This is a genomic window from Shewanella sp. TB7-MNA-CIBAN-0143 (assembly GCF_040310065.1).
Lineage (GTDB): Bacteria > Pseudomonadota > Gammaproteobacteria > Enterobacterales > Shewanellaceae > Shewanella.
Genome location: NZ_JBEOPL010000003.1, coordinates 261,019 through 284,763, shown reverse-complemented (window position 1 = coordinate 284,763; position 23,745 = coordinate 261,019). Strand labels below are relative to the sequence as shown.

Here is a 23,745-nt window from a genome sequence, read left to right as displayed (position 1 = left end):
TATAGTACGATTTATTGAATATATTTTAGCCACTTAGTTTTAAAGGCTATTCCTATAGGCCTTGTCACTGCTAGAATCGGGTTTCCATCCAGAAACGTATAGGACTCCCCATGAGCCTTGAATTATTGTCCCAACTGGAAACCAAAATCCAGGCAACTCTCGAAAATATTGAGCTACTAAAAATGGAGCTTGATGAAGAGAAGCAAAAGAACGAAGCGTTGCTTTCACAGCAACAAGAATTGACACAAAAAAACCAACAATTGCAGCAAGACCTAAACTCTTGGAGTGATAAGGTCAACGGCCTTGTTGGTTTATTGAATAACGAAATCTAAATGGATTGATACTGCTTTGATTGTATTTCAATCAAGGCATTTAATTCACTGATAGCCTGCTTAACTTTCGGCAGGCTTTTTTTCGTCTGTAAAAAGCGCCCTTTATCAAACTCGAGTAACCCTAAGTCTTTTACCCAAATCACGCCACTCAAAAAGATCCTAGCATGCTTAACTATCAATTTAGGTGCATAAACAGGGAACATTCTCATACGACTTCCTCCAAGAAAATACATGCACAAGGTGCAATGAAATAACGACGATAAGCCATGTATAAGTCGGAAATGTAAATGTTCAAAGCAGATATAAACCACTATTCACTTTCTTGTTAAGCACAACTTCAATGTCATCAAGTTTGACCACATGATGCCGAAAGAGTTTCATTAACATCCTATTTTTTATTGTTCTGATAAATCCCATAAATCTCAAGTGACACTTTAATGCCGCTTGCCAATATTTTGACGCCATGTTAAGATCTTTGATGTTACTCAGGGTAAAAAAGAGTCATTTGACTCATCTCCGTATCGTCTTTTATAGACATACGGTTTTTTTTTGCCTGCGATAAACTTCCATTCCGCGCAATCAACATCCCGCCTAAATCACAGCATCAGCCTCTTGTTTAAAAATATGAGTATTGTTTGATAACCTTTGCTGAAATTTAGACAACAAAAAAGGAGCCGAAGCTCCTTATTTAACAAACATAAGTTGTGTAGATTACTTTTTGTTCATTGATGTTAAGTAAAATGCGATATCAATTAATTCATCATAAGATTTAATCGAGCTGGTTTCGACGCGATATTTGCCGTTAACTACTAATGTTGGTACACCAGAAATTTTAGCATTTTCAGTATCACGCTTCATTTTCGACATCTGTGCGTTAACCATAAATGAACTTGCCGCTGCATCGTAAGCTTTACCATCTACGCCGTTAGCGATAAATACTGCTCTGATATCGTCTGCGCGAGTAAATTGCTGACGCTTGTCGTGGATAGCGCTAAATAAAGCTGCGTCCATTTTTTTCTCGACATTTAACTGCTGAGCAACCGCAAAAGCACGTGACATTTCTACGCCCATTTCACGACCGATAAACTCAACGTGGGACTGATTAAATGTGACACCTTCAGGTAAGTTCGCTTCAATTTTAGGCACTACTGTTTTAGAAAAATTAAAACAATGTGGACAATAGAATGAGAAAAACTCAGTAATTTCTGGCTTGGCAGTTTCAGGGCCGTCATTAATAACCGTGTAATGTACACCTTCTTTATAATCGGCAGCCATCGCAGCCATAGGCGCTAGCAGGAGTGCAGCAGCCATCAGTAATGCTTTTTTCATTTTACTTCCTTCTAAATAGGCAAAAATATAAATACGCTGGCTCTATCATAGTCTAGCGTTAGCCTGTAACTCAATCGCTAGTCAATTGTATTTGTAACTAAATACTATTAGGTAGTGATTATGAAATATTGTTAATTAAAACTAGGTAAACTCAATGGTGGCTCATTAAGCGCAGATAACTGCTCCTTAAACGCCAGAGTTTGTTGTTCCCAATACTTAATATCGCCAAACCATGGAAAATTCATCGGGAATGCAGGGTCATCCCAGCGCTTGGCTAACCACGCATTATAATGCACCATCCGGAAAGCCCTTAACGGCTCAATGAGTGCCAACTGTCTCGCATCAAAATCACAAAACTCTTGATATCCCTCTAATAAAATATCAATTTGTAATAATTGCTGCTGACGATCTCCGGTCAACATCATCCATAAATCTTGTACTGCTGGCCCTTGCCTGGCATCGTCTAAATCAACAAATCCAGGTCCATCTGGTGTCCATAAAATATTACTAGGGTGTAAATCTCCGTGCAAGCGTATAGAGGTAAAATTGTGCTGCTGCCATATCTGCTTGGCTTTCTCTAAAACTTGCTCTACTACGGTGAAAAAAGCTGTCTGCATCGAACTGGCAACAATACCACTTTCGCGTAAATAGCGATAAGACTCATCGCCCAAAATGGCAGGGGTCAGCGATTCACGGTATTTAAAAGGCTGCATTGCGCCATATTGATGAATTCGGCCAATAAAGCGGCCAACCGATTCAAGTTGTTCAAGATTGTCTACTTCAAATGCCCGCCCGCCAATAGACGGAAAAAGACCAAAACGATAACCTTGATACTCAAATAAGGTTTTACCTTCAATAACGACAGGAACGGCAATAGGAATATCTTCTGCCGCCAATGCCAAGGCATAATCGTGCTCTTCTTGAATTTGTTCATTGCTCCAACGATGCGGCCGATAAAACTTCACCACATAACGAATGCCTTGATCGCAGCGGAATTGGTACACCCTATTTTCGTAACTGTTTAATGCTAATAGCCCCGTCTCAGGGAAGACGCCGATGCTTTCGATGGCATCTAAAATGAGATCGGGTCTCAATGCCTGAAAATGAAACTCTGCGCCTGTACCGTTGTCCATGTATACCTTCTTAAGCAGTTTGAATATGTGGGGCAAGTAGCGTTAATAAAAACGCTAATACGTCTAACTCATTTGCGCTATCGGTGGAAATCCAACAAATATCACCATAAAACTCATAATGTAACCATAAAGGGCTGCCTTCAAAGTTGAGTAACCATTGATGACGATCTGCGCCCCATTGGCGCTCTCGAATATCACAATCAAGTGCAGCCGCTAGCGGTTCTGCAAATCGTTCAAATTGCTCAAAATCCACTTCAGCTTGAATAACAATACTCAATGCTGCGGGATCTAATTTGGCTGATAATAATTTCATAATCGACTCAGATAAAATACATCAATTAACTGCTACAAGACATTATTAAGCCTTGTCCCCATTTAGGTGGGCGTTTGGCAAAATCTTCCATCTCGGGTTGTTCGTCAAAAGGACGTTGCAAAAGTTGTTGAAGTTGCAATGATTTACTGTTGTCGCCATTTTCTTCAATCGCGATAATAGCTTCCTGGGCGAGGTAATTGCGCAAAATATATTTAGGGTTGGCACTATTACGATCACTTTGCCATGTATTCACATCCGCCACCTCACCGACTCGGTTTTGGTAAGCTTTATACCAAGTGTCAAAACCAGCAAGGTCGAGCATATCGTCTCGCAAACTAGAATGTGCGCTACTCGGGTCTAGTTGGCCAAAACGGCGTAAACTATTGGTATAATCAAGTTGGTTAGTTTCGAGTAATCCGGTTAATTGCCCCACAAGCTGCAAATCTTTGTTATCGAATTCGGCCTGTTCCTCTGCATTAACAACATTTGGGTTAATATTGGATTGAGAAAGGCCTAACTTAGCGCGCATGAGTAATAAATACTGCTGAACTAATTCAAATTGATACGTATTTAGCGCTGCGATTAAATCATCCGACTCGATAACAGGCGTTAATGTTTGCGCCAAACGCTTGAGGTTCCATAATCCAATTCCTGGTTGCTGGCCAAAGGCATAACGACCTTCGTGATCGGAGTGATTACAGATAAAGTCTTCTTTAAAGGTGTCTAAGAAAGCAAATGGGCCAAAATCGAAGGTATCACCAAGTATCGACATATTGTCGGTATTCATCACCCCGTGAGCAAAACCAACAGACTGCCAATGAGCAATCATTTTAGCGGTAGACTGCACCACCTCATAAAACCATTTTTTGTAACCTGCTGCATCGGTTGATAAATGTGGAAAATGCTGTTGAATGGTAAAATTAACTAATTGAGTCAGTTTGGCTGCATCGCCTTGCTCGCTATGAAAGAAATATTCAAAATGGCCGAACCGAATGTGACTTTTTGCCAAACGTACCGTTATTGCGGCCGTTTCTTGGCTTTCGCGCCATACGGGTAAATCGGAACCAATAACGGCTAACGCACGGCTGGTAGGTACATTTAGCGCAGCAAGCGCTTCGGATACTAAAAACTCTCGTACTGCTGAGCGCATTACCGCCCGACCATCACCTTGGCGAGAATACGGTGTTGGACCGCCGCCTTTTAACGCGACATCCCAAGCCCCATTTGGACCAATAGCTTCACCTAATATAATTGAACGACCATCGCCCAATCTTGGTGTATAGCCACCAAATTGATGGCCACTATAAACTTGAGCGTAATAACAGGCACCAGGAGCGGCATAGTTGGCCGATAATTGCATCAACAGTTCAGTATTGGGTTTTTCTAAACCAATTAATTGAGCCGCGTCATCACTCCAACCCAGCCAATGAGGATTACTGATGGGTAAAGGATAAACTTGCGAATAAAAGCCTTCTAGTTGCTCAAAAAAATCTTGCTTAAACTGCATTATGCTTTGTACCCACGACCTGATTCTCACACTGCAATTGTTGCTTTTCATCTATCTGACACAACTCGCCACATGCAAACGCTTGCTCTGCAGGCACTGACGAGGCTTGCAAGCGTAACATTCCAGCACCTTTAGCTTGGCATTGCTCCAATGAATCGTAAAAACCGGCAATGTGGTCTTGCAGTACTATTTGGGTCGGTATAGGCGTTCTGTCTGCAACATAAAATAGGGTCCATTCAGGTGTACGAATACAACCGGCAAGTAAAACTACTGTGGCAGTAAACAGCAATGTTTTTGTTAATGTACGAGTCATTAATGTCATTTTAAACCTTGAAAGCATTGGATTTGAAGCAACAAAAAAGCGAACCAAGGTCCGCTTTCCTTTTGAATATCATACCTGATATCCATCCAACAGTATTGATTAGCCTATTAGCTCGCTTTGGTTTTGGCCTTTTCTATCCGCTTTATGCGTCCTTCAAAGCCAGTGACAGTGCCGTCGGTTAGCTGGTATTCAAGCGCTTGCTCGCACACCTTAATCGCCTCATCAAACTGACCAACATCATTTAACAATGTCGATAACTGCATAAACGCTGGCGATTTGATTTCATCAGTGCTTTTTTGAGAGACATATTGTTGATGTAATGAGCGATATAACCCTACATAGGTTAATTGTAACGCCGCACCATATTGACAATAATCGCTCTGTTTACGCATTTTATAGCAATGATTAATCACACTGGCTAAGCCATTATGCTGGCTTTGAAGATCGTTAGCGTTATTGGCAGCATCAACCTGTTGCAGAAAACTTTCGCTGGCCCAATCGCCTTCAACACGGTTTAGACTCAAGGACAAGCCTTGATCACTTGGTGCATCAACCTCTGCAGTAGCAGATACTTTAGGCTCGGCATCTGCATTGCTCACGTTAGCATTGTTCTCGCTAGCATTGTTCTCGTTTGCCGTAGCAACATCCTTAGGGGCAACTTCAGGCGCAGAAACCACCTCAGTGACTATACTTTCGGATTTAGGAGTTTTGGGCTTAGTCGGTTCCGGAGCAATTTCGACAGCATCAACTGGCTCACTAAGCAGCTCAACTGGCGCTGTTGGCTTTTCGCTGAACTCGTCAACAGGATCAACATCAACTGAAATAAGTTCATCGGTCTTCACTGTAACCTCAGTTAATACCTCATCTGCTGCCGACTTATCCATAACGACATGCTCAGACTCTGCCATAGTCGTATCGTCTGCTGCCGTTAAAGGTTGATCAACCTCACTGGATGAATGCGATGTGGCATTACGATCGGTTTTATCACGTTCTTGTTTTGCCACCGCTTGAGTACGTCTGTACAAATACAGAGCAATTGCAATCAATATGACAGTTAAAATTACCTTCATTAGGCTTCCACCTTGCTGATTATGTGCCAGAGCACATTGTTTTAACTCACTCACAACAGCATTCATTGTGAGGCAATGTAATGGTTTAATGATACTGCGCTGTTTTTTTAAGCACTAGCCATTATTATTTCAATGTACACTATAAAATCAAGTATTTATCTATTTTAATCTGTAACAAGTCGTAGACCACTCGCCATTTCGCATCAGTTTTAATCATTTTTGCGATCTCAACCTCAAAAAAAGGACATTTTGAGCCAAAGATCAAAGTTAAATAAGCGGAGTTTGTCAGCCACTATTGCCAAGTTTACACTACTAATATCCGACTGTTTTACTAAGGTATTTAATAAGAGATAACACTATGGATGATACAGAACTATTAAGCGGTAAATTACTCTACGAATTTCGAACCATGCAAGCTATGGTCGAAATCTACTGTAAAGCACACCATCCTCTTAAACCCTCCCAGGGTGTATGCCTGCAATGTAGTGAGTTTTTAAGCTATGCCAATACTCGACTCGATCGGTGCCCCTACGGCCAAGACAAACCCACTTGTAATAAATGCCCGGTGCATTGTTACAAACCTCATATGAAACAAAGAGCACGTGAAATCATGATGTATGCAGGGCCAAGAATGCTGTTGCCTCATCCAATTTTTGCCATTAAGCATTTATTGGCAGAACGCAAACCGGCACCAGGCCTGCCGCCAGAAAGAGTTTCAAACAGACATTTACGTAAAGTAAAGCAAAGTTAATAACCGAGAACTACTCGGTTTACACAAAGTAGGTTAGTATTCACTATCGTCAAAGAGAGTGAAAATGAACCAATTTAACGATTTATTCATTCAAACATACTGGTGGCTCTCCTTGCTAGGAGGCATTCATTGTCTTGGAGTAGGCTTGTATGTTCATTATATTTACCAAAGTGCCACCCGCAGCCATAGCCTGTTGGCTGGGATCTTTTTACTTATCGGCTGTTATTTTTTAACCGGTTTACTTACCCCTGAAACCACCCCTATCCCGATACATTTAACCCTTACACTGTTTATCCCTATCTATTTTTTACTAATGCCAATGCTGTATTTATATTGTAAAAGCAGCCTAACAGCACAAGATTACCAACCACTGTTAATCAAACATTTTGGCTTTGCCATTATCATCGCCTTAGTGACCAGTTCAACCATATTATTTCATATTGGTATCGATCCAAAAAATTCCAATAACACCATTGGAACTCTGGGTGAAATAAACAGTATTAATCTATTAGCTGTGGTTTTACCCATCCTATTAATGCTACAAACCTTTGGCTATTTTGGGGCTATTTATCGTTTATTATCCCACTATCGCCCACAATATTTGGCCAATAGGCAGCCTAACTTACAAGTAATACGATTTCGCTGGCTAAGTGTATTAACTATCGGCATTCTCATTAATTGGATACTGCGTATCGTGTTGGTCTATTTACCGTTTTACTTAGGCGACTCCGTTTTATTATTAACCCAAGCGGTAACACGTTTAAGCCTATTATTAACCGTATATGTGTTGGCGTTATATGGCATCCAGCAAGTCACCCGATCGGCCTATTTGCGCGGGTCGCTCAATGCCTCCAACCAAGCTACGCCATCAAGCAAAGAGCCGCACACTGATCCACTGCTGGACGAGGAAGAAATAACTTACTTACATCATTTAATGGTCGATGAGGATGGGCGCGACCCAAACGATAATTCAGCTGTAGAGAGGGATAAAAAAAAGGGTGAGTAAGACAGAAAACTGACTGATTTCCCCGTACACATCACACTGAAAAAATGTTCAACCGTTTACCGATGCTCGCCGAGTATAAATGTTTATTAACTCGCACCCATTAGGGGTTATGCTACTCTATGGCGAGTTTTACCATGACAATTTAGTCACTGAGGTTATTTATGAAACGTTCAATTAGCTTAGTTTTTTCCAGTTTACTCGTGTTATTAAGCTTCGCGTTTTCAGCTCCTAGTTTTGCAAACGAAGATGCTTATAACGATGCCATCACTAATTTTAAAAAGGCCAATGAAAGCCGACATTTATTTAATACGGCTTATGGTTATGCAGTCTTCCCAACAGTAGCCAAAGGCGGTATCGGAATTGGTGCCGCATATGGAAATGGTCGTGTATACCAAAGCGATGCTTATATGGGGGATTCCACATTAACCCAACTATCTATTGGCTTTCAGTTAGGCGGACAAGCCTATAGTGAAATTATCTTCTTTAAAGATGCCAAAGCTTATAATGAGTTCACCAGCGGTAGCTTTGAATTTAGCGCGCAAGCGTCAGCAGTGGCAATTAACGTTGGTGCCAATGCGCAAGTAGGTACCACAGGTAATTCAGCTGGCGCAGGACAAGCAGGCAGTAATCATGCCGCTGCAGCAGCCTATATTAATGGTATGGCGATATTTACCGCCGCAAAGGGTGGGTTAATGTTTGAAGCCGCTCTTGCAGGTCAGTCATTTACCTTTGATGGCAAGTAACCACTGCGAGTCTTAACACTCGTTAAGTACATAACATTCAGGCTGCCATTGGCAGCCTGAATTATTTGGAATAATTGGTTTAATATCGCAGAGTCCAAACAATGGAATGAGCATATGCACAGTGGTCAAATTAACCTTGCTGATATATTTGTGGACAACCTTCTCGTCATCTCGGTAATGCTTTTGAGCCGGGATCTAGGTGTTTGTATTTATGGCCTGCGGCCACTAACGTCGTGGCCTTCGCCCACACCAGACCAAGAAGAAACCAATGGCTGTTCCCTCTTTACTTTTTTAAAAAAAATTAGCCCAACCGCCCCGCAACATTTTCGCTATTGACCAAAACAACAGTAGCGAAAAGGTCGCCATGGGGATTGATCCAGATTTTGACTGCACTTGGCTTCGGCCTCAGCCTTATTCGAAAATGCTAACGCTTCAGATGGTACATCCTGTACCGCGAAAGCTAGCCTGACGCCCTGTCAGGCTCACGCATTCTTTTATAAAGAGTCTTCAACGGTCTCAAGTTCAGAGTTGAATTTAGAAGTTTTGAATCAAAACCTCTAAGTCATTTATGGAAAAAGTGAGTTAGTTTATAGATCTATCCTATGATTCTTTGATTTTGAAGTTAACAGGGTAAAACGATGTTTTTCTTGGTTGGGTATATTTAGGCACTTTAGCCTCTTCAGTGTTATGAGGAGGTGCCCACTAAACTGAGAAGAAGATTACTTTAACACCATATTGATCACTGTGATTTTACAGGTTTTCTGTAAACCATTTGGCAATCTCGTTGTGAGCTTTTGCGGTGTTAGATGAAATGAAGTGATTGTCATCATAAATTACTAATTTATGCTCAATCTCTGTATCTTTTAGTGCTTTTGCAAATGTTTTAGAGTGAAAAACCGAGACTCGGACATCATTTTCGCCATGAATTAATAAAATTGGAACATCAGAAGGGAGTTTATCCACCCAATTGATAACTGACCTTTCAGCGAGTTTTTTGTTTTCGTTTCCTTTGTAATCTGGAATTCGGTGTTCATACACTTTTTCCATTTCAGGTCTCATTGTTAGATCTACATTTAGATCGGCATTTAGTGCAATCGTTGCAACTGCTTTTATATTATTAAGTTGTTTTAGTGCAAGAAATGATTGCATGCCACCTCGACTAGCTCCAAGCATACCTATTTTACTTGTATCAGCTCCGTCAAACTCTCCAATCAGATTAACTAGTTCAACAACATCTTGGACATCAGAACCACCAAATTGATCTTGTTCACCTTTATCTGGTGAGCCAAATGTGCCTCGATACTGGCTACCTACAATCACAAAACCCTTATTGGCTATAGGAAAAAGATTGTTCATCATTGCACCAAATACAACTCCACCGAAATTACCATTCCCGCCCCTATTGTAAACTATTACAGGTAGGTCAGTAGTTGACTCTTTAGGTTTTATGACAAAACCAAGCACATCAGTCCCGTCGACATTGTATGTAAAATTAGTACATGAAAGGTTGTTGCTGTAGGTATTAAATTCATCCTTATCAAATTGCTTCTTGAAGCCATCCATTTTATTTTTTAATAACTCGGGAGTTTTAATCTTTCTAGAAAATTTTCTCTCCATGAAATTTATCCAATTATCATAACTGGTAAATGGTCCTGAGAAACAATCCCTCTCATTGTATATCTTGCCATTTTTCTCAACTTCGTTGGCGCTAAGGGTTGTGCTTATAATTGATAGAAATATCAATGCTAAATATTTCATAAATTTCCTTATATCATGATTATATTCTTAATTTTAAATTTATAGACTCTATCCAATCGCTGTATACCCAACTAATCCAAGTGTTAATTTTGTCTATGAGAATTAAACTTGGACTCCAGTTTTAAAGCTGTACGCTTACTGTGTTTAAGTGGGGGAGTAGTGCGTTAATCTCATCAATTGAATATTTTCTGGGTAATCGTAATACCATTTAATTACGGTGCCTCTTCCTAAGACCTCGTAAACTAAAATATATTGCTCTAGCTTGAATTTTCTTACCTCTTCTTTTAGTAGTCAATAAAATCCGGCCACTATATTAGCCTACCTAACCCATTTATGGACATAAACGAGTTAGTTTTCTTTACTTGGAAATAGACGGGTTCAACTCTGAACTTGAGGACGTTGAAGAAAATGACGTGAGCTGGCCAAGGATGGCCAGCTAGCTTTCGAGGGGAAGGGACGCCCCATCGGAAGCGTTAGCATTTTCGAATAAGACCGAAGAACACTAAAATGAAGTTTAAAGCTGGATTAATTTCCGTCGCGACTTTTTCGCTGCTGTTGTTTGGTTAAAAAGCGAAAATGTTGCCGGAACGGCAGGGGTGATCCAAGAGGGGATTGCTGTTGATCCCCTTTTGGCCCGTACAGGGTGGAACCTTGCGATCTTAATTCAAACGAAGTTTGAAAAGTCTGATATCGGTGAAGCGCCACGACGTTAGTGGCCGCAGGCCATAACAAAACACAAGTAACCTTGCAGGTTACTCATATCCCCAAGGTGCTGGCGGTAATGCTACAGGCTTAGAGAGGTCAAACTCGACTTTAAAATCTCGATCCTCACGACTTAAACGATAAGTAAAAGTATGCGCTTCAATCATCATCTGCCACTCATTAGTGACCGACTGAGTTAAGCCATTTTGTTTAAAATTAGCAATAGAGTCTGCATCAACAGGAAAAGTCTGCATATTTGCGGTACCGGTATCGCGGGTCTCTCCACCATACATGGTCACTTTGTCATCGGAGCCATCTTTATGGCGATGATCATGCTTTAAGCGCAATCCGGTATCAGTTTGAGTTATCACCCAAGTGCGAGAGTGATCATCGCCAACATGAAATGGAATACGCAACTGATGATCGGTGCAATCTCTTACATGCATAATTAATGTTTTGCCACTAAAGCCATCTCCTTCACTGCCACCAGCAGTGATTTTACCGGCAAAAGCTTTGCCACACAGAGCGCTAATCGCTTCAAAAAATTGCTGTTGCTGTACCGAGTTTGCGGCATAAGCAGGATTAACCAACATAGCGCTACCACACAGTAATACACCACTAAGATATGCGCTAAGCCTAATTAATGTTGGCATAATGATCATTCCTTGTTTATCAAACCATTGAGTAATTTAATCAATAAAGTGCAGTTGTGTAACACAACGGCTACTGAGCAGACTAAATTAAAAGACGAAAGTACCGAACAAGATTACCTTGTTATTGAATCTATTGCTGCTAGAAAAACAAAACCCGCAAACGTTAATGCGGGTTTTTATGACAATAAGTTAACGTGTTAGCTTACTTAGCGTATTTAGACTTAGTCGCCCAAGTGGTCGCTTTAGCTGGACGCTTAGCGCCTTGGCTTGTGGGCGCTTGCCCTTTTGCCGCTTGGCCCGAAGCCTTAGCTGGAGACTTTGGTTTCTGCCCTACCGGCTTAGCACTGCCTTTATCCGCTTTAGTGTTACCTTTACGGTCTTCAAACTGATCTGCAGAAAAACGGGTCATGGCTTTTTGGCCGCTTTGTTCTTTCGCTTTAGCCGATGGCTTTTGGCCCCACTTCACTTTAGTTTGCTCGTTACGCGTTTCGGGTGGTACCAAATGATTTGGACCATTACCAATTAACGACTCTTTACCCATAGCAACTAAGGCTTCACGGATCATCGGCCAGCCCATTGGGTCGTGGTAACGCAACAAGAATTTATGCAATTTACGCTGACGACCTTTTTTAGGCACTGTCACTTGTTCACTATCATGCTTAATGTTTTTCAGTGAGTTAAGTTCGGTATGATAAATCGTGGTCGCATTTGCCATCGGAGATGGATAAAAGTTTTGCACCTGGTCGAGCTTAAATTTCTGCCCTTTTAACCATAATGCCAAATTAACCATGTCTTCATCGGTAGTACCAGGATGCGCCGAAATAAAGTACGGAATTAAAAACTGTTCTTTACCCGCTTCTTTAGAAAACTTATCAAACAGTTCTTTAAACTTGTCATAGGTTCCCATACCTGGCTTCATCATTTTACTGAGCGGGCCTTCTTCGGTATGTTCAGGAGCAATTTTTAAATAACCACCCACATGATGTTTAGCTAACTCTCTAATATATTCTGGGTTTTCGATAGCCAAATCGTAACGAACACCCGAAGCAATTAACACCTTTTTAATACCAGGTACTTCACGTGCCGCTTTGTATAAGTCGATGGTGTGTTTATGGTCGGTGCCTAAATGGCCGCAAATAGACGGGAACACACATGATAAACGTCGACAGGTTTTCTCCGCTTTCTCACTGGTACAACCTAAACGGTACATGTTCGCCGTTGGGCCACCCAAGTCAGAAATAACGCCGGTAAAGCCTGGCACTTTTTCTTGAATATCTTTAATTTCTTTGATGATCGACTCTTTCGAGCGACTTTGAATAATGCGTCCTTCATGCTCGGTAATCGAACAGAATGAACAACCACCAAAACAACCACGCATGATATTGATTGACGTCTTAATCATGTCGTAGGCAGGAATTTTTTCTTTGCCGTACACAGGGTGCGGGATGCGTTGATAAGGTAAATCGAATACTGCATCCATTTCGTCGGTGTTTAATGGCCACGCAGGTGGATTTACCCATACACCACGGTTGGCATCATGTGGCTGAAACAGCGCACGAGCACAGCCTGGGTTTTGCTCTTGGTGCAAAATACGCGAGGCATGGGCATACAAATACTTGTCTTCGCTGACCTTGTTATAGGCAGGAAGCAGTACATAGGTTTTTTCCCATGGCTTTGGACGAGGCGGTTGAACGCTAATGGCTTTAGGTGCCTCGTTATCAAAAATCTTTTCGTCTGTTGGACCTGACAAATTACTGCAACCAACATCATCAGCACCATATGGGCTAGGTAATGGCTCAATTTTATGTAATTGGTCAATTTTGCGTGAATCCATGCCACGCCAACCGGGCATAGGCTCTTTACGCATTGTTGCGGTACCACGAACATCGTCAATATCGCCAATGGCCTCACCCGCAGCAATACGGCGTGCAACTTCCATTAATGGTCGTTCAGCATTGCCGTAAATTAAAATATCGGCTTTGGCGTCAAAAATCACACTGCGACGCACTTTATCTGACCAATAATCATAATGGGCAATACGGCGTAGGCTGGCTTCAATGCCACCGATAACAACGGGTACGTCTTTAAAGGCTTCTTTACAACGCTGGGTATACACGGTCACGGCACGATCGGGGCGTTTGCCGCCAATATCACCAGCAGTGTAAGCATCATCATGACGTAACTTACGGTCAGCGGTGTAACGGTTAATCATCGAATCCATGTTGCCAGCGGTTACCCCAAAAAATAGATTTGGGCGACCTAGCTGCATAAAGTCTTCTTTGTTTGACCAATCAGGCTGCGAAATAATACCCACACGGTAACCTTGGGCTTCTAACATTCGCCCAATCACCGCCATACCAAAACTTGGGTGATCAACATACGCGTCGCCAGTCACGACAATAATATCGCAACTATCCCAACCTAAAATATCCATCTCTTTACGAGACATGGGTAAAAAAGGTGCTGTTCCGTAGCATTCAGCCCAAAACTTTGGATAATTAAATAACGTTGACTCAACTTGCATGTATATGACCTACATAAATGGGGAAAACCAGCCTAGCTGATCCGATGACAACATCAGCCTACGGCTGAATTTAACGGACGCGGAGTATAGCAGTAGAGCGACACTAAGTGTGACTAAAAAAACACCAAAAGTGAAATATTTTTATCCTTTTATAACCTTGTAAAACACGTGGGAATATTGCTATTCCCTTATGCTTTCAATGTTATAACCCAATAAAGAAGCCAATATTAGCAACCGCTAAGATTAATAGTATTATCCAAGTAATTAATACACCCCAAAAACGGCCGAAGTGATGGCCGCCTTGACCTTGGTTTAATCCAATAGCATGTAATAAACGCGCAACAATCCAAGCTGTGCCCAAACAGTGTATCAAGTAAACCGGCATGCCATTCAATTCAGCCAGTGCTAACAAAATGAGTACTATGGGTGCATTTTCAATTAAATTGCCATGAGCTCTGATCGCAATGGATAATCCTTGATGGCCACCATCACCGATACCTATTTTATTCACTCGACGAAATTTAACCACTTTGTAAGATAATGCTAAAACCAACAACGCTGTTAGGCCCGCATATAAACCCGATATCATCAATGTCATGTGTTATTCCTTAAGTCGTCTATATTATTGTTATTATACTAATCTTTGATTTGTTGATGTGATCACTACATTTTGAATCAGTTTGGCTGTAAACACACGCCTTAATCGGTTAATATTCGCGCCAAAATAAGCTCAATACCTTAACAAGAGTGACTACTGCCCAGTGGATAATCAGGATTTTTTAGAAAAACGTAGATTTATCATTAAACTAGGTAAGTACCTGCATAAATTTGGTACTCCTGCGTATCGCTTAGAATCCCACTTGCAAACGGTATGTAATACCCTTGGTATTGAAGGATATTTTTTAATATCGCCCACATCGATGACATTTGTACTCCAACATGACACTGAGCAAGAATACAATCACGTTGCACGCGTTAAACCTGGCGACTTAGATTTAGGCTCGTTAGCACGTACCTTTGAATTGGTTGAAGAGCTTAGTTCTGGGCAGCGAACCTTGCAAGAAGCATTAGAACGCTTAGAAGAAATCGCCAATAAACCCAATCCTTATGGCCATAAACTGACGCTGTTAGCTTTTGGATCCAGTGCGGGTGCTTTTGCCATGTTAATGGGTACCGGTTGGCATGACGTTTTTTGGTCAGCTATTTTTGGTTTACTGGTATACAGCTTAGTTTTTTGGGCTGAACGCTCAAAACGTATCGCAGAGATGCTCGAACCCATGGCGGCAGTAGTTTGCGCTATCTTAGCGTCAGGGATTGCGCAATTAGACCCGAGTATCAATTTACCCGTAACCATTTTATCGGGGATTATTATTTTTGTTCCCGGTCTTGCACTCACTCTCGGCTTAGCGGAACTTGCCGCCCGCGATTTAATCTCCGGTACGGCACGTATCATGGATGCTGTGATGCAGTTATTTAAACTGTATTTTGGTGCTGTGCTTGGCATGACCATTGGTAAAGCCATCTTTGGTGAAACTATCTATGTCGAACCAATACCATTACCTCGTTGGGCGATTTGGTCTGCGGTGCCGTTATTGTCGATGTCGTTGGTTATTATCTTTAAAGCACGCTTAAAAGATTCCCCTTGGGGCATATTTGCCGGAATTGTGGCATTTTTCTCTGCCATGTTAGGCGGGATTTATTTAGGTGAGTCTATTGGTATTTTTGTCGGTGCACTAGCCGTGGGCATCTATTCAAATCTGTATGCGCGTTGGATGAAAGCACCTGTGTCGATTGCGTTACTGCAAGGCATCGTTATTCTGGTCCCTGGTAGCAAAACCTATATTGGTCTCAATGCATTAATTTCGGGCGAAACCATGCTCAATCAAGCCCATTTAGGCTCACAAATATTCTTAATTTTTATGTCCTTAATCGCTGGGCTTATTTTTGCTAACGTTATCGTGCCCCCTCGCCGTTCGTTATAAATCTTACAAGTTAACATTACCTTCCTATCGGTATTAAAGGGCAGCTATAAACGCTGCCCTTATTTTTTAACAACTCAAATACCCACATAATTTAAATGGATTAATGAAATATTTATTCAAGCTAAATGCTTGACTATTATGTTATTCAGGTATGATATGAAACAAAGAGGCAACATAAAAAGTTCATATTGAAAACAATAGTTCTATTCTTACAGGCCTCTCAAAAACATAACAATAAAAATAAGGACGAAGCTATGCCAATCATATTTATGGCAGTATTTTTTTTCGTCATCCTGCTTTCTTCGTCTGCTGTTCAAGCAACTATTGCTGACAGTGAAGCACAGTTAAAAGCCAACGATGACTCTGTCACCACGCCCTCTAGTCCGTCGACAACGAATAAACATGATGTCGAAAAAGTCGCGAATATTGTAGTCGTTAGTCATCCTATTTTTGATGAGTCAGCTCCGGATGCTATTTTCCTTCATCGTTGGGCAAACTATCTGCATATCAATACCAAAGAGTCGACTATTCTCAATAGCTTAAGCTTTGAAAAAGGTGAAAAAATCACTCAGAAAGATCTTCAAGAAGCGCAGCGATTATTACGCTATGAACCTTACATTCGTGATGCTGATATCAACATTGCCAGAAAAGATCCACTCGCCGACGACAACGTTGAAGACGTGGTATTAGTCGAAACGTGGGATAACTGGTCATTACTGCCAACGGTCAGTTTGAGTAAAAATGGCGGCGACACTAAATACTCGTTTGGCATGAAGGAAGATAACTTACTGGGATTAGGGGTTAAAACTAAAATAAAATACCAGTCAAGTGCCGACCGCACCGGGTATAAGTTTGCCTTTGATGCTCCAGTAAGATGGATTAAACACGGTAATGTGTCGGTCGATTTTTACGACAACAGTGACGGCCAAGCGTCTGCTATCGCCTTTAATAAGCCCTTTTATACTCTTGATACTCAGAACATGTACGCCCTGTCATGGTTAACGGATACCCGCATCGACACCGTAAGACAAAATGGCCAAGACATTAACGAATTTGAACATGTTATCGATTATGCTAACGTCGGATTTGGTTGGTTAGTCGATAAAACGCCAGATCAATTGCACCGTATTAGCCTAGGGATAACCCAAGACCAACATCAATTCAATAACATCGACGAATACCCCATTTCACCGTTACCTTTTGATCGTGAGTTTGTTTACCCTTGGATCAGCTACGAATACCTGCAAGACCAATACACAGTGCTGAACAATATCCACCTGATTAATAATAACGAAGACTTTAACTTAGGTTGGCATCACACAGTAAGTTTAGGATTGGAAACCAATGACGTTGCCGACAATGCTGCTGTGGGCTATCACATAACGGCTTCAAGCAGTCGCGGTTGGCAGGAAGACAATCAATTATTGCTAATGACCGTTAATGCTCGAACAGATATTCAAACTGGCCAACAAGACTTTTATAATGTCGGTTTAGCCGCTGAATTCTTTCACCAAATCAGCCCTAAGTGGACCGCTTACTCCAAGGCGCGTATCGCAACCTCACACAATAACTATCTTGATCAAACGTTTGCTCTTGGCGACGAAACAGGTGTACGGGGATATCCCAACGACTACCAACATGGTGACAATCAATGGTTGCTCACGAGTGAAATCCGATACTATCCAAACATTAATTTATATCAATTGGCCGAGTTAGGTTGGGCTGTATTTGCCGATATAGGTCAAGCAAGCGGTGGCCCAGATGAACAAAATGAAGTTGATGGCCCTATTGGTAGTATTGGTATTGGCGCACGGATTTACTCTTCTAAATCCAGTTACGGTAACGTAGCCCATGTTGATATTGCCGTCCCGATCACTACGGGCAACGACATCAACGCTTGGGAGTTCAGATTTCAAGTGAAAGACCATTTTTAATTAGGTAAACCGTTCAATTGTTATCGTGTCTAACGAGAACGGCTGGCTAACGTGTGAAAAATGTAGATTAAACGCTAAAAACACACCAAGTGCAGCTGATCTTTAGTGATTACGATTCGCCAACAAAACGGTTTGCTTTATACAGAAATGCGCGACAAGGTTGCATAATCATTATTCACGAATCACTTGTCGTAAACTTTTACTACAAAAATAAGCAAAAACCGCTTAACAGACCTCTTCTAACTGAATTTATAGTTTCTTACTTCTGCGTTATCGCCTACTCCTACAGAGCAACGACATATCACGCGGTCAGATTTTTATATAATGACGACAAGCAGCAGTTAAATTCATTATGAAGATCTGTGGCTTTTAGTTAAGTGAATGATTAATATCTAACTGATTTAATGCAAAAAAGTAAAAAATGTAAATAATGTGTACTTTTTAATGATAATGAATATCATTACCTTTTATTCATTATTTGTTAATCGGTATCTCTATGTTATTCAAACCTAGCCAACTGGCTATTGCGACACATTGTGCATTATTTTTATTAGTACTCCCCGCCACTCATGCCAATGCAGAATCTTCAACACAAGCCACAGAAAACAAAGCCTCAATGGAGCGAATGATTATTACAGGCAGTCGCTCTGCTGAACGGATAGATGAAGTCCCTTCTTCTGTCACACTTATTGAACAACAAACCCTCGAACGAGATATGTTAGTCACCTCGCAGTTACAAAATTTACTCGCATTTCGCGTTCCTGGATTAGCACCAAGTACGGGCACATCAAGTAATTCTGGGCAAAATCTTCGTGGTCGCGCAGCGTTAGTGATGATTGACGGCGTGCCTCAGTCAACGCCATTACGTAATGGTCAATTAGGCATAAGCTCTATCGATGCCGGTGCCATTGAACGTATCGAAGTGATTAAAGGAGCCACCTCTATTTATGGCAATGGTGCCTCTGGTGGCATTATTAACTACATCACTAAGCGTGCCAGCGAAGATAAAGCACGAATTAATGTTGGGGTTTCCAGTAAATTTAGCGCAGTAAAATTACAAGATAGTGCCGGTTATCGAGTCGATACGTCCATAGACGGTACGATTGATGACTTTAGCTATGTATTTAGCGCCATTACTGAAAAAACAGGTTTAGAACGTGATGCCGAAGGCGACGTTATCGGATTGGTCTATGGTTTATCAGAAACTAAATCGAATAATTACTTTACTAAACTCGGCTATCAACTCGACGATGACAAGTCAATTCAACTGACTTATAACTACTACGAAGCCCAACAAGACGCAGACTTAATTGATGTTATTGGCAGTGTTAACTCTGGCGAAAAAACCTACGCCATTGAAAATACTAGCGGCATAGTAAAACCCGGTGTACCTCAAGGGCCGCGCGGTAATCATAACCTAATGTTAAAATACGTCGACCAAGAGATATTTATTAACACCCAATTAACCGTTGATGGTTATATGCAAAAAATAGAAAATATGTTTTTCTTCTCAACTGCGTTAGCTAATCCAAGTGAAGGTTACGAAGGAGGTCAATCAATCATCAAGTCCGAAAAGAAAGGCTTACGGATTAACTTTGCTAGCCAAATTGACTGGGATAACATCGAATCAACCTTTATCTACGGCATTGATGCACTTGAAGATGTTAGCTCACAACCTTTGGAAGATGGTCGAATTTGGGTACCAGAAATGGACATGCGCAACTTAGCGGCCTATTTGCAAACCAAGTTTGTTGTTGCTGATGATTGGGTTTTTAAAGCCGGTATTCGCCAAGACAGTGTCGACTTAAGTGTTGAAGATTATCAAACATTGAAACTATGCAGTACCGCAAGCACTTGCTCAGTACCTTTTGATGTTACAGGCGGCGAGCTTAACTATGACTCCACCACCTATAATGTTGGTTTGCGCTACAATATGAACCCGCTATTTAGCCCTTTTATTAGCTTCTCTCAAGGTGCTGACATATCAGATATCGGTCGCCTGTTACGCTCAGCCACGGTTAATGATATTGCCCTAATCCGCACCGAAGCATCAATTGTCGATAACTACGAAGTTGGCTTTTCAGGTCAGGTCGGTGATGTAACTTATGAAATTGCCGCGTACCGAAGTGAATCAGAACTCGGCACCAGTAATACTTTTGATGCAACTACAGGCGTGTATTTACCGGTTCGTGCACCGCAAAAAATTTGGGGCTACGAAGCACAGCTAGACTACCGTGTACAAGATAATCTGAGTACGGGTTTAAGCTATAGCTGGATTGAAGGTAAAGACACTGAAAATGATACCTATCTTGATGGTAGCACCATATCTGCGCCTAAATTTACTGCTTATGTAAACTGGCAGCCAGTTGAAGATGCGAATGTCGGCATTAATTACATGTATGTCGGTGACCGCAAACGCTTTGAGCAAGTTAATGGCCAATATGTTGGTAGCCAAGGTCCTATAGAACATTATAACGTTGTTAATCTTGCCAGTAGCTATCAGATCAATAACTGGCAATTATCACTTGGAGTAGAAAACTTACTCAATGAAGATTACTTTTCAGCAAGATCACAAGCTTATACTTACGGGGGATACAATACTAAATCTCTGGGCACCACCATTAATGTGGGCGTAAAGACCAGCTTCTAAAGCTGAAAAGTCACCATAAAAAAGGGCGTAAACAATAAATTGTTTACGCCCTTTTTTTAATTCAGCAAGACGTTAATACAACCCCACTAATAATTCGACATTAAAAGTGATGCGATACCTGCAACACCACTTCTCTCGGTGTGCCGGGGAAATGACCATTACGCTCAGAGAATCCGCTCACAGCATATTCTTTATCAAACAGGTTTTTCACATTTAGCTGAAACTGGGTATCTTGCCACGTAGTTGTCCAGCTCATATCAAACACGGTATAGGGTTTAACACGCTGCGCATCAGCACTCATTTGCTCACTGACATAATCTGCACCCAATGCAATAGCAGAATTCAAACTGTCAATGTCATAACGCGTCCACAAGCCCGCTTGATGACGCGGCGCATTAACAAACTTGCTGCCATCGGCATAGGTATCGCCAATATCGCCTTGAGTAACACGAGTATCGTTATAGGCGTAATTAGCCATAACAGTCCAATTAGGTGTTATATCTCCCACCAACGTAAACTCAAGTCCTTTACTTTCAACTTCTCCTAAGCTTACTAACGCAGGAATTCCGTCATCATTGCCCGTGTCAGCAGGATTATCCATGGCGACATCTTTTTTATTAATTTGATACACAGCTAACGTGGTCATCATGCTGCTATTAAACCACTGATTTTTTATCCCTATTTCAACTTGTTCACCCATTTCAGGATCCAAGCTACTGTCTTCACTCGCCGTTTCTTGATCGCCAAGCGAGGTCGGATTAAAACTTTCTGCATAATTAACATAAAACGATGTATCGGTGGAGTATTTATAAACAATACCACCACGCGGTGATACATGATTATCACTAAATTCAAATCCAGTTTCTTTATCAAAATCATTAAAGTGATCGTAACGTAGCCCCACCAATAACAACCATTTCTCGCTTAAACTGATTTGATCTTGAACATATAAACCCGCGCGTTCGGTTTTAGTGCCATCACGATCTTGATCTTGTAAGTTATAAGTCGAAGGATCAGTTTCACCGTAATTAAGATCAAAAATGTTTAGATTAGCGACACCATCAGCCTCATAACGGGCACGCCAATAATCATAATCGCTGTTTACATGATGGTAATCTGCTCCAAATAATAAGGTTTGCTCAATACCAGTATCTAATCGATATACAAAATCTGAAGTCACACTGACTTCTTGGTTAGCGCGATACTGTTTACGATATTCACGTTTAATGGTTTTATCATCAATATTGGCTTCGCCATCACCATTAACGTCAACCCAACTTTGTGATTCGTGATATCCCTGAACACGCTCGTTATCAAGGTAACGCACTGTGGTATTAACACTTAACTCATCGCTAAAATGATGCTGTAAGTCAGCTTGTAATATTGTTGCTTCAAGGTTTTGATAGTCGGATTTTTCATTAGCGTTATAGCTTGGATCAACCAAAAAGTTACCATCATCGTCAACGGGAACGCCACGCAAACGATTACCACCTAAGTCTTGTTTGATATAATCAATCGTTGTTGTGAGTGTAGTGTCATCGTCAAGTTGAAATAATAATCCACCTGTTAACTCAGTATTTTCAGAGTCGGCATTATTTCGAAAACTGTCTTTTTGCTCATAAAAACCGCCTAAACGATAAGCAATTGAATCCGTTAAACCACCTTTAGAATCAATTGACCCGCCCATACGGTCGTTATCGCCTGTGGTTAATGTCACTTCAGTATCTTGGACAAAACTCGGCTTTTTGCTGACATAATTAATCATGCCGCCAGGCTCACCACCACCGTATAACGCAGCTGCTGGACCTTTTAACACTTCAACTCGTTCAATATTAAATAACTGTGGTACACCGAAACCAGAAAAAGGGTCGCCTCTTACACCGTCATAAAACACATTACTGTCATCACGAAAGCCACGAAAGGTCACCCCTGAATAACTATAAGTGCTCACACCCGCAATAGAGCGGTATAAATCGGTGATTTCGCGTGCTGCTTGGTCAACTATTAACTGTTCATTCAACACCTGCACCGATTGCGGTAAATCCATAATATCGGTTTCAACTTTGGCACCCACAGACGTAGAAGATTCACGATAAAAGGTTTGTGCCCGGCCCATTACGGTAATTTTCTCAATCGACTCTGTCGAGTCTAGGTCGGTCGTGTTCTCGTTCGCACTGACACTCAGTACAGGTAGCAGTAGACTTAACATCCCAATATTAATGACGTTCAAATGCATAACAGCTTACTCATCGGCAACAGTAAAATTTGGCCGCAATATAGCACCAAACACTAATGAAAACCATTCTCATCTGATAATTTACATTTGTGCTTGTTTGTTAACGATAAAGTCAGTTTATGTTTAAAGGTTTTGTTGTTGAATGAGTATTTATTATCGACTAGATCAGGAAGAGCGAGGTGCATAGCTAACAATAGAGTTGAACACTCGTGTTAATAAATCATCCATTTGTAAATACTTAGCGTTCCGACGACGTTTACTGAACGGATGTAGTCAACTCCAACAGTAGATCGTCTGTCGCAAGTATTGGATAGTAATGAAGCTAAAACATAGAGAAACAATAACCAACATCAACTCGGGTTGACTATTATAAGGTTGCGACACCAATATTTTCGTACTAACGATAAAAAAAGGCCTCGCATTGCTGCGAGGCCTTTTTTATAAAGAGGTGAGTTGGCCGATAAGCCGGGTCCTGTCGTGGACAGTTATTCATCTAGGCCTGCAATCGCTCACAGGCTCAAGCAACCTACCCGGTTCCAACGCGAGCAGCGCCATGCGGAACCCTATTTGGTCTTGCTTCGGGTAGAGTTTACCTTGCTACGGACTATTGCTAGCCGCACGGTGCGCTCTTACCGCACCCTTTCACCCTTACCATCTTAGCCTAAGCCAAAATGGCGGTTTCCTCTCTGTTGCACTTGTCGTCGGTTCACACCGCCCAGGCGTTACCTGGTACCCCGCTCTTTGAAGCCCGGACTTTCCTCCCCGTACTTGCGTACGCGGCAACTGTCTGGCCAACTCGG

General features: G+C 41.5%; 20 protein-coding genes and 1 other RNA gene. 8 read left to right on the top strand and 13 right to left on the bottom strand.

Annotation, left to right across the window (positions count from 1 at the left end; all coding sequences use genetic code 11):
- Positions 1-110 precede the first annotated feature (110 nt).
- Positions 111-332 (top strand): cell division protein ZapB, encoded by a 222-nt coding sequence (locus tag AAEY97_RS04135; RefSeq protein ID WP_011635901.1) that lies wholly within the window; start codon positions 111-113, stop codon positions 330-332.
- On the opposite strand, the gene AAEY97_RS04130 is transcribed toward AAEY97_RS04135, so the two are convergent.
- The 7 genes from AAEY97_RS04130 to AAEY97_RS04100 all read right to left on the bottom strand — a co-directional run bounded on the left by AAEY97_RS04130 (position 329) and on the right by AAEY97_RS04100 (position 6,006).
- Positions 329-541: a DUF1107 domain-containing protein gene (locus AAEY97_RS04130; protein ID WP_101087275.1), complete on the bottom strand. Its 213-nt coding sequence runs from the start codon at positions 539-541 to the stop codon at positions 329-331. The two genes, AAEY97_RS04135 and AAEY97_RS04130, sit on opposite strands and share 4 nt — an antisense overlap.
- 502 nt (positions 542-1,043) lie before the next feature.
- Positions 1,044-1,661, bottom strand: coding sequence for a thiol:disulfide interchange protein DsbA/DsbL (locus AAEY97_RS04125; protein WP_101087276.1), 618 nt, complete (start codon positions 1,659-1,661; stop codon positions 1,044-1,046).
- Positions 1,662-1,792: 131 nt separating this feature from the next.
- Positions 1,793-2,794 (bottom strand): serine/threonine protein kinase, encoded by a 1,002-nt coding sequence (locus AAEY97_RS04120; RefSeq protein ID WP_162022162.1) that lies wholly within the window; start codon positions 2,792-2,794, stop codon positions 1,793-1,795.
- 10 nt (positions 2,795-2,804) lie between these two features.
- Entirely contained in the window at positions 2,805-3,107 is a 303-nt protein-coding gene (locus AAEY97_RS04115) for a DUF3630 family protein (RefSeq protein WP_101087278.1), read from the bottom strand.
- 25 nt (positions 3,108-3,132) lie between these two features.
- Entirely contained in the window at positions 3,133-4,614 is a 1,482-nt protein-coding gene (locus tag AAEY97_RS04110; protein WP_350996775.1) for a protein adenylyltransferase SelO, read from the bottom strand.
- Complete coding sequence (locus tag AAEY97_RS04105) at positions 4,604-4,936, bottom strand: hypothetical protein (RefSeq protein WP_162022160.1); 333 nt, start codon at positions 4,934-4,936, stop codon at positions 4,604-4,606. The genes AAEY97_RS04110 and AAEY97_RS04105 overlap by 11 nt, the downstream gene beginning before the upstream one ends.
- 107 nt (positions 4,937-5,043) lie before the next feature.
- Positions 5,044-6,006 (bottom strand): hypothetical protein, encoded by a 963-nt coding sequence (locus AAEY97_RS04100; RefSeq protein WP_350996772.1) that lies wholly within the window; start codon positions 6,004-6,006, stop codon positions 5,044-5,046.
- A 358-nt stretch (positions 6,007-6,364) separates the two neighbouring features.
- On the opposite strand from AAEY97_RS04100, the gene AAEY97_RS04095 reads away from it, so the two are divergent.
- The 3 genes from AAEY97_RS04095 to AAEY97_RS04085 all read left to right on the top strand — a co-directional run bounded on the left by AAEY97_RS04095 (position 6,365) and on the right by AAEY97_RS04085 (position 8,506).
- On the top strand, positions 6,365-6,757 hold the full coding sequence (locus AAEY97_RS04095; protein ID WP_101087282.1) for a nitrous oxide-stimulated promoter family protein: 393 nt from the start codon (positions 6,365-6,367) through the stop codon (positions 6,755-6,757).
- Between the two features lie 64 nt (positions 6,758-6,821).
- Entirely contained in the window at positions 6,822-7,763 is a 942-nt protein-coding gene (locus AAEY97_RS04090) for a hypothetical protein (protein ID WP_350996769.1), read from the top strand.
- A gap of 161 nt (positions 7,764-7,924) precedes the next feature.
- Positions 7,925-8,506: a YSC84-related protein gene (locus AAEY97_RS04085; protein WP_101087284.1), complete on the top strand. Its 582-nt coding sequence runs from the start codon at positions 7,925-7,927 to the stop codon at positions 8,504-8,506.
- 750 nt (positions 8,507-9,256) lie between these two features.
- On the opposite strand, the gene AAEY97_RS04080 is transcribed toward AAEY97_RS04085, so the two are convergent.
- The gene (locus AAEY97_RS04080) at positions 9,257-10,264 is read right to left on the bottom strand and encodes an alpha/beta hydrolase family protein (RefSeq protein WP_350996766.1); all 1,008 of its coding nucleotides are present in this window, start codon (positions 10,262-10,264) and stop codon (positions 9,257-9,259) included.
- Positions 10,265-11,016: 752 nt separating this feature from the next.
- On the bottom strand, positions 11,017-11,619 hold the full coding sequence (locus tag AAEY97_RS04075; RefSeq protein ID WP_502959430.1) for a hypothetical protein: 603 nt from the start codon (positions 11,617-11,619) through the stop codon (positions 11,017-11,019).
- Positions 11,620-11,631: 12 nt separating this feature from the next.
- Here AAEY97_RS04075 and AAEY97_RS04070 point away from each other — a divergent pair, with 12 nt between their 5' ends.
- On the top strand, positions 11,632-11,820 hold the full coding sequence (locus tag AAEY97_RS04070; protein ID WP_182744422.1) for a hypothetical protein: 189 nt from the start codon (positions 11,632-11,634) through the stop codon (positions 11,818-11,820).
- Between the two features lies 1 nt (position 11,821).
- On the opposite strand, the gene AAEY97_RS04065 is transcribed toward AAEY97_RS04070, so the two are convergent.
- Entirely contained in the window at positions 11,822-14,143 is a 2,322-nt protein-coding gene (locus tag AAEY97_RS04065) for a YgiQ family radical SAM protein (RefSeq protein WP_162022154.1), read from the bottom strand.
- Positions 14,144-14,345: 202 nt separating this feature from the next.
- Entirely contained in the window at positions 14,346-14,741 is a 396-nt protein-coding gene (locus AAEY97_RS04060) for an MAPEG family protein (protein ID WP_335692675.1), read from the bottom strand.
- Positions 14,742-14,904: 163 nt separating this feature from the next.
- Between AAEY97_RS04060 and AAEY97_RS04055 the strand changes: the two genes are divergently transcribed.
- From AAEY97_RS04055 to AAEY97_RS04045, 3 genes are all read left to right on the top strand, one after another.
- Positions 14,905-16,125 (top strand): threonine/serine exporter family protein, encoded by a 1,221-nt coding sequence (locus tag AAEY97_RS04055; RefSeq protein WP_011635884.1) that lies wholly within the window; start codon positions 14,905-14,907, stop codon positions 16,123-16,125.
- A 254-nt stretch (positions 16,126-16,379) separates the two neighbouring features.
- Positions 16,380-18,059, top strand: a complete 1,680-nt coding sequence (locus tag AAEY97_RS04050) for a ShlB/FhaC/HecB family hemolysin secretion/activation protein (RefSeq protein ID WP_162022153.1) — start codon at positions 16,380-16,382, stop codon at positions 18,057-18,059.
- A gap of 496 nt (positions 18,060-18,555) precedes the next feature.
- On the top strand, positions 18,556-20,709 hold the full coding sequence (locus AAEY97_RS04045; protein ID WP_350996760.1) for a TonB-dependent receptor: 2,154 nt from the start codon (positions 18,556-18,558) through the stop codon (positions 20,707-20,709).
- A 100-nt stretch (positions 20,710-20,809) separates the two neighbouring features.
- Here the strand turns inward: AAEY97_RS04045 and AAEY97_RS04040 are convergent, their stop codons facing one another.
- The gene (locus AAEY97_RS04040; RefSeq protein WP_350996757.1) at positions 20,810-22,945 is read right to left on the bottom strand and encodes a TonB-dependent siderophore receptor; all 2,136 of its coding nucleotides are present in this window, start codon (positions 22,943-22,945) and stop codon (positions 20,810-20,812) included.
- A 445-nt stretch (positions 22,946-23,390) separates the two neighbouring features.
- Positions 23,391-23,744, bottom strand: an RNA gene (gene rnpB / locus AAEY97_RS04035) — RNase P RNA component class A.
- Position 23,745 lies beyond the last annotated feature (1 nt).

What these genes read in the sequence shown, in the direction of transcription:
- AAEY97_RS04050 (WP_162022153.1), top strand. Translation starts at nt 16,380, where the DNA reads ATGCCAATCATATTTATGGCAGTATTTTTTTTCGTCATCCTGCTTTCT.
- AAEY97_RS04105 (WP_162022160.1), bottom strand. Translation starts at nt 4,936, where the DNA reads ATGACATTAATGACTCGTACATTAACAAAAACATTGCTGTTTACTGCC.
- AAEY97_RS04080 (WP_350996766.1), bottom strand. Translation starts at nt 10,264, where the DNA reads ATGAAATATTTAGCATTGATATTTCTATCAATTATAAGCACAACCCTT.
- AAEY97_RS04100 (WP_350996772.1), bottom strand. Translation starts at nt 6,006, where the DNA reads ATGAAGGTAATTTTAACTGTCATATTGATTGCAATTGCTCTGTATTTG.
- AAEY97_RS04130 (WP_101087275.1), bottom strand. Translation starts at nt 541, where the DNA reads ATGAGAATGTTCCCTGTTTATGCACCTAAATTGATAGTTAAGCATGCT.
- AAEY97_RS04095 (WP_101087282.1), top strand. Translation starts at nt 6,365, where the DNA reads ATGGATGATACAGAACTATTAAGCGGTAAATTACTCTACGAATTTCGA.
- AAEY97_RS04135 (WP_011635901.1), top strand. Translation starts at nt 111, where the DNA reads ATGAGCCTTGAATTATTGTCCCAACTGGAAACCAAAATCCAGGCAACT.
- AAEY97_RS04085 (WP_101087284.1), top strand. Translation starts at nt 7,925, where the DNA reads ATGAAACGTTCAATTAGCTTAGTTTTTTCCAGTTTACTCGTGTTATTA.
- AAEY97_RS04090 (WP_350996769.1), top strand. Translation starts at nt 6,822, where the DNA reads ATGAACCAATTTAACGATTTATTCATTCAAACATACTGGTGGCTCTCC.
- AAEY97_RS04045 (WP_350996760.1), top strand. Translation starts at nt 18,556, where the DNA reads ATGTTATTCAAACCTAGCCAACTGGCTATTGCGACACATTGTGCATTA.
- AAEY97_RS04075 (WP_502959430.1), bottom strand. Translation starts at nt 11,619, where the DNA reads ATGCCAACATTAATTAGGCTTAGCGCATATCTTAGTGGTGTATTACTG.
- AAEY97_RS04065 (WP_162022154.1), bottom strand. Translation starts at nt 14,143, where the DNA reads ATGCAAGTTGAGTCAACGTTATTTAATTATCCAAAGTTTTGGGCTGAA.
- AAEY97_RS04060 (WP_335692675.1), bottom strand. Translation starts at nt 14,741, where the DNA reads ATGACATTGATGATATCGGGTTTATATGCGGGCCTAACAGCGTTGTTG.
- AAEY97_RS04040 (WP_350996757.1), bottom strand. Translation starts at nt 22,945, where the DNA reads ATGCATTTGAACGTCATTAATATTGGGATGTTAAGTCTACTGCTACCT.
- AAEY97_RS04125 (WP_101087276.1), bottom strand. Translation starts at nt 1,661, where the DNA reads ATGAAAAAAGCATTACTGATGGCTGCTGCACTCCTGCTAGCGCCTATG.
- AAEY97_RS04115 (WP_101087278.1), bottom strand. Translation starts at nt 3,107, where the DNA reads ATGAAATTATTATCAGCCAAATTAGATCCCGCAGCATTGAGTATTGTT.
- AAEY97_RS04120 (WP_162022162.1), bottom strand. Translation starts at nt 2,794, where the DNA reads ATGGACAACGGTACAGGCGCAGAGTTTCATTTTCAGGCATTGAGACCC.
- AAEY97_RS04110 (WP_350996775.1), bottom strand. Translation starts at nt 4,614, where the DNA reads ATGCAGTTTAAGCAAGATTTTTTTGAGCAACTAGAAGGCTTTTATTCG.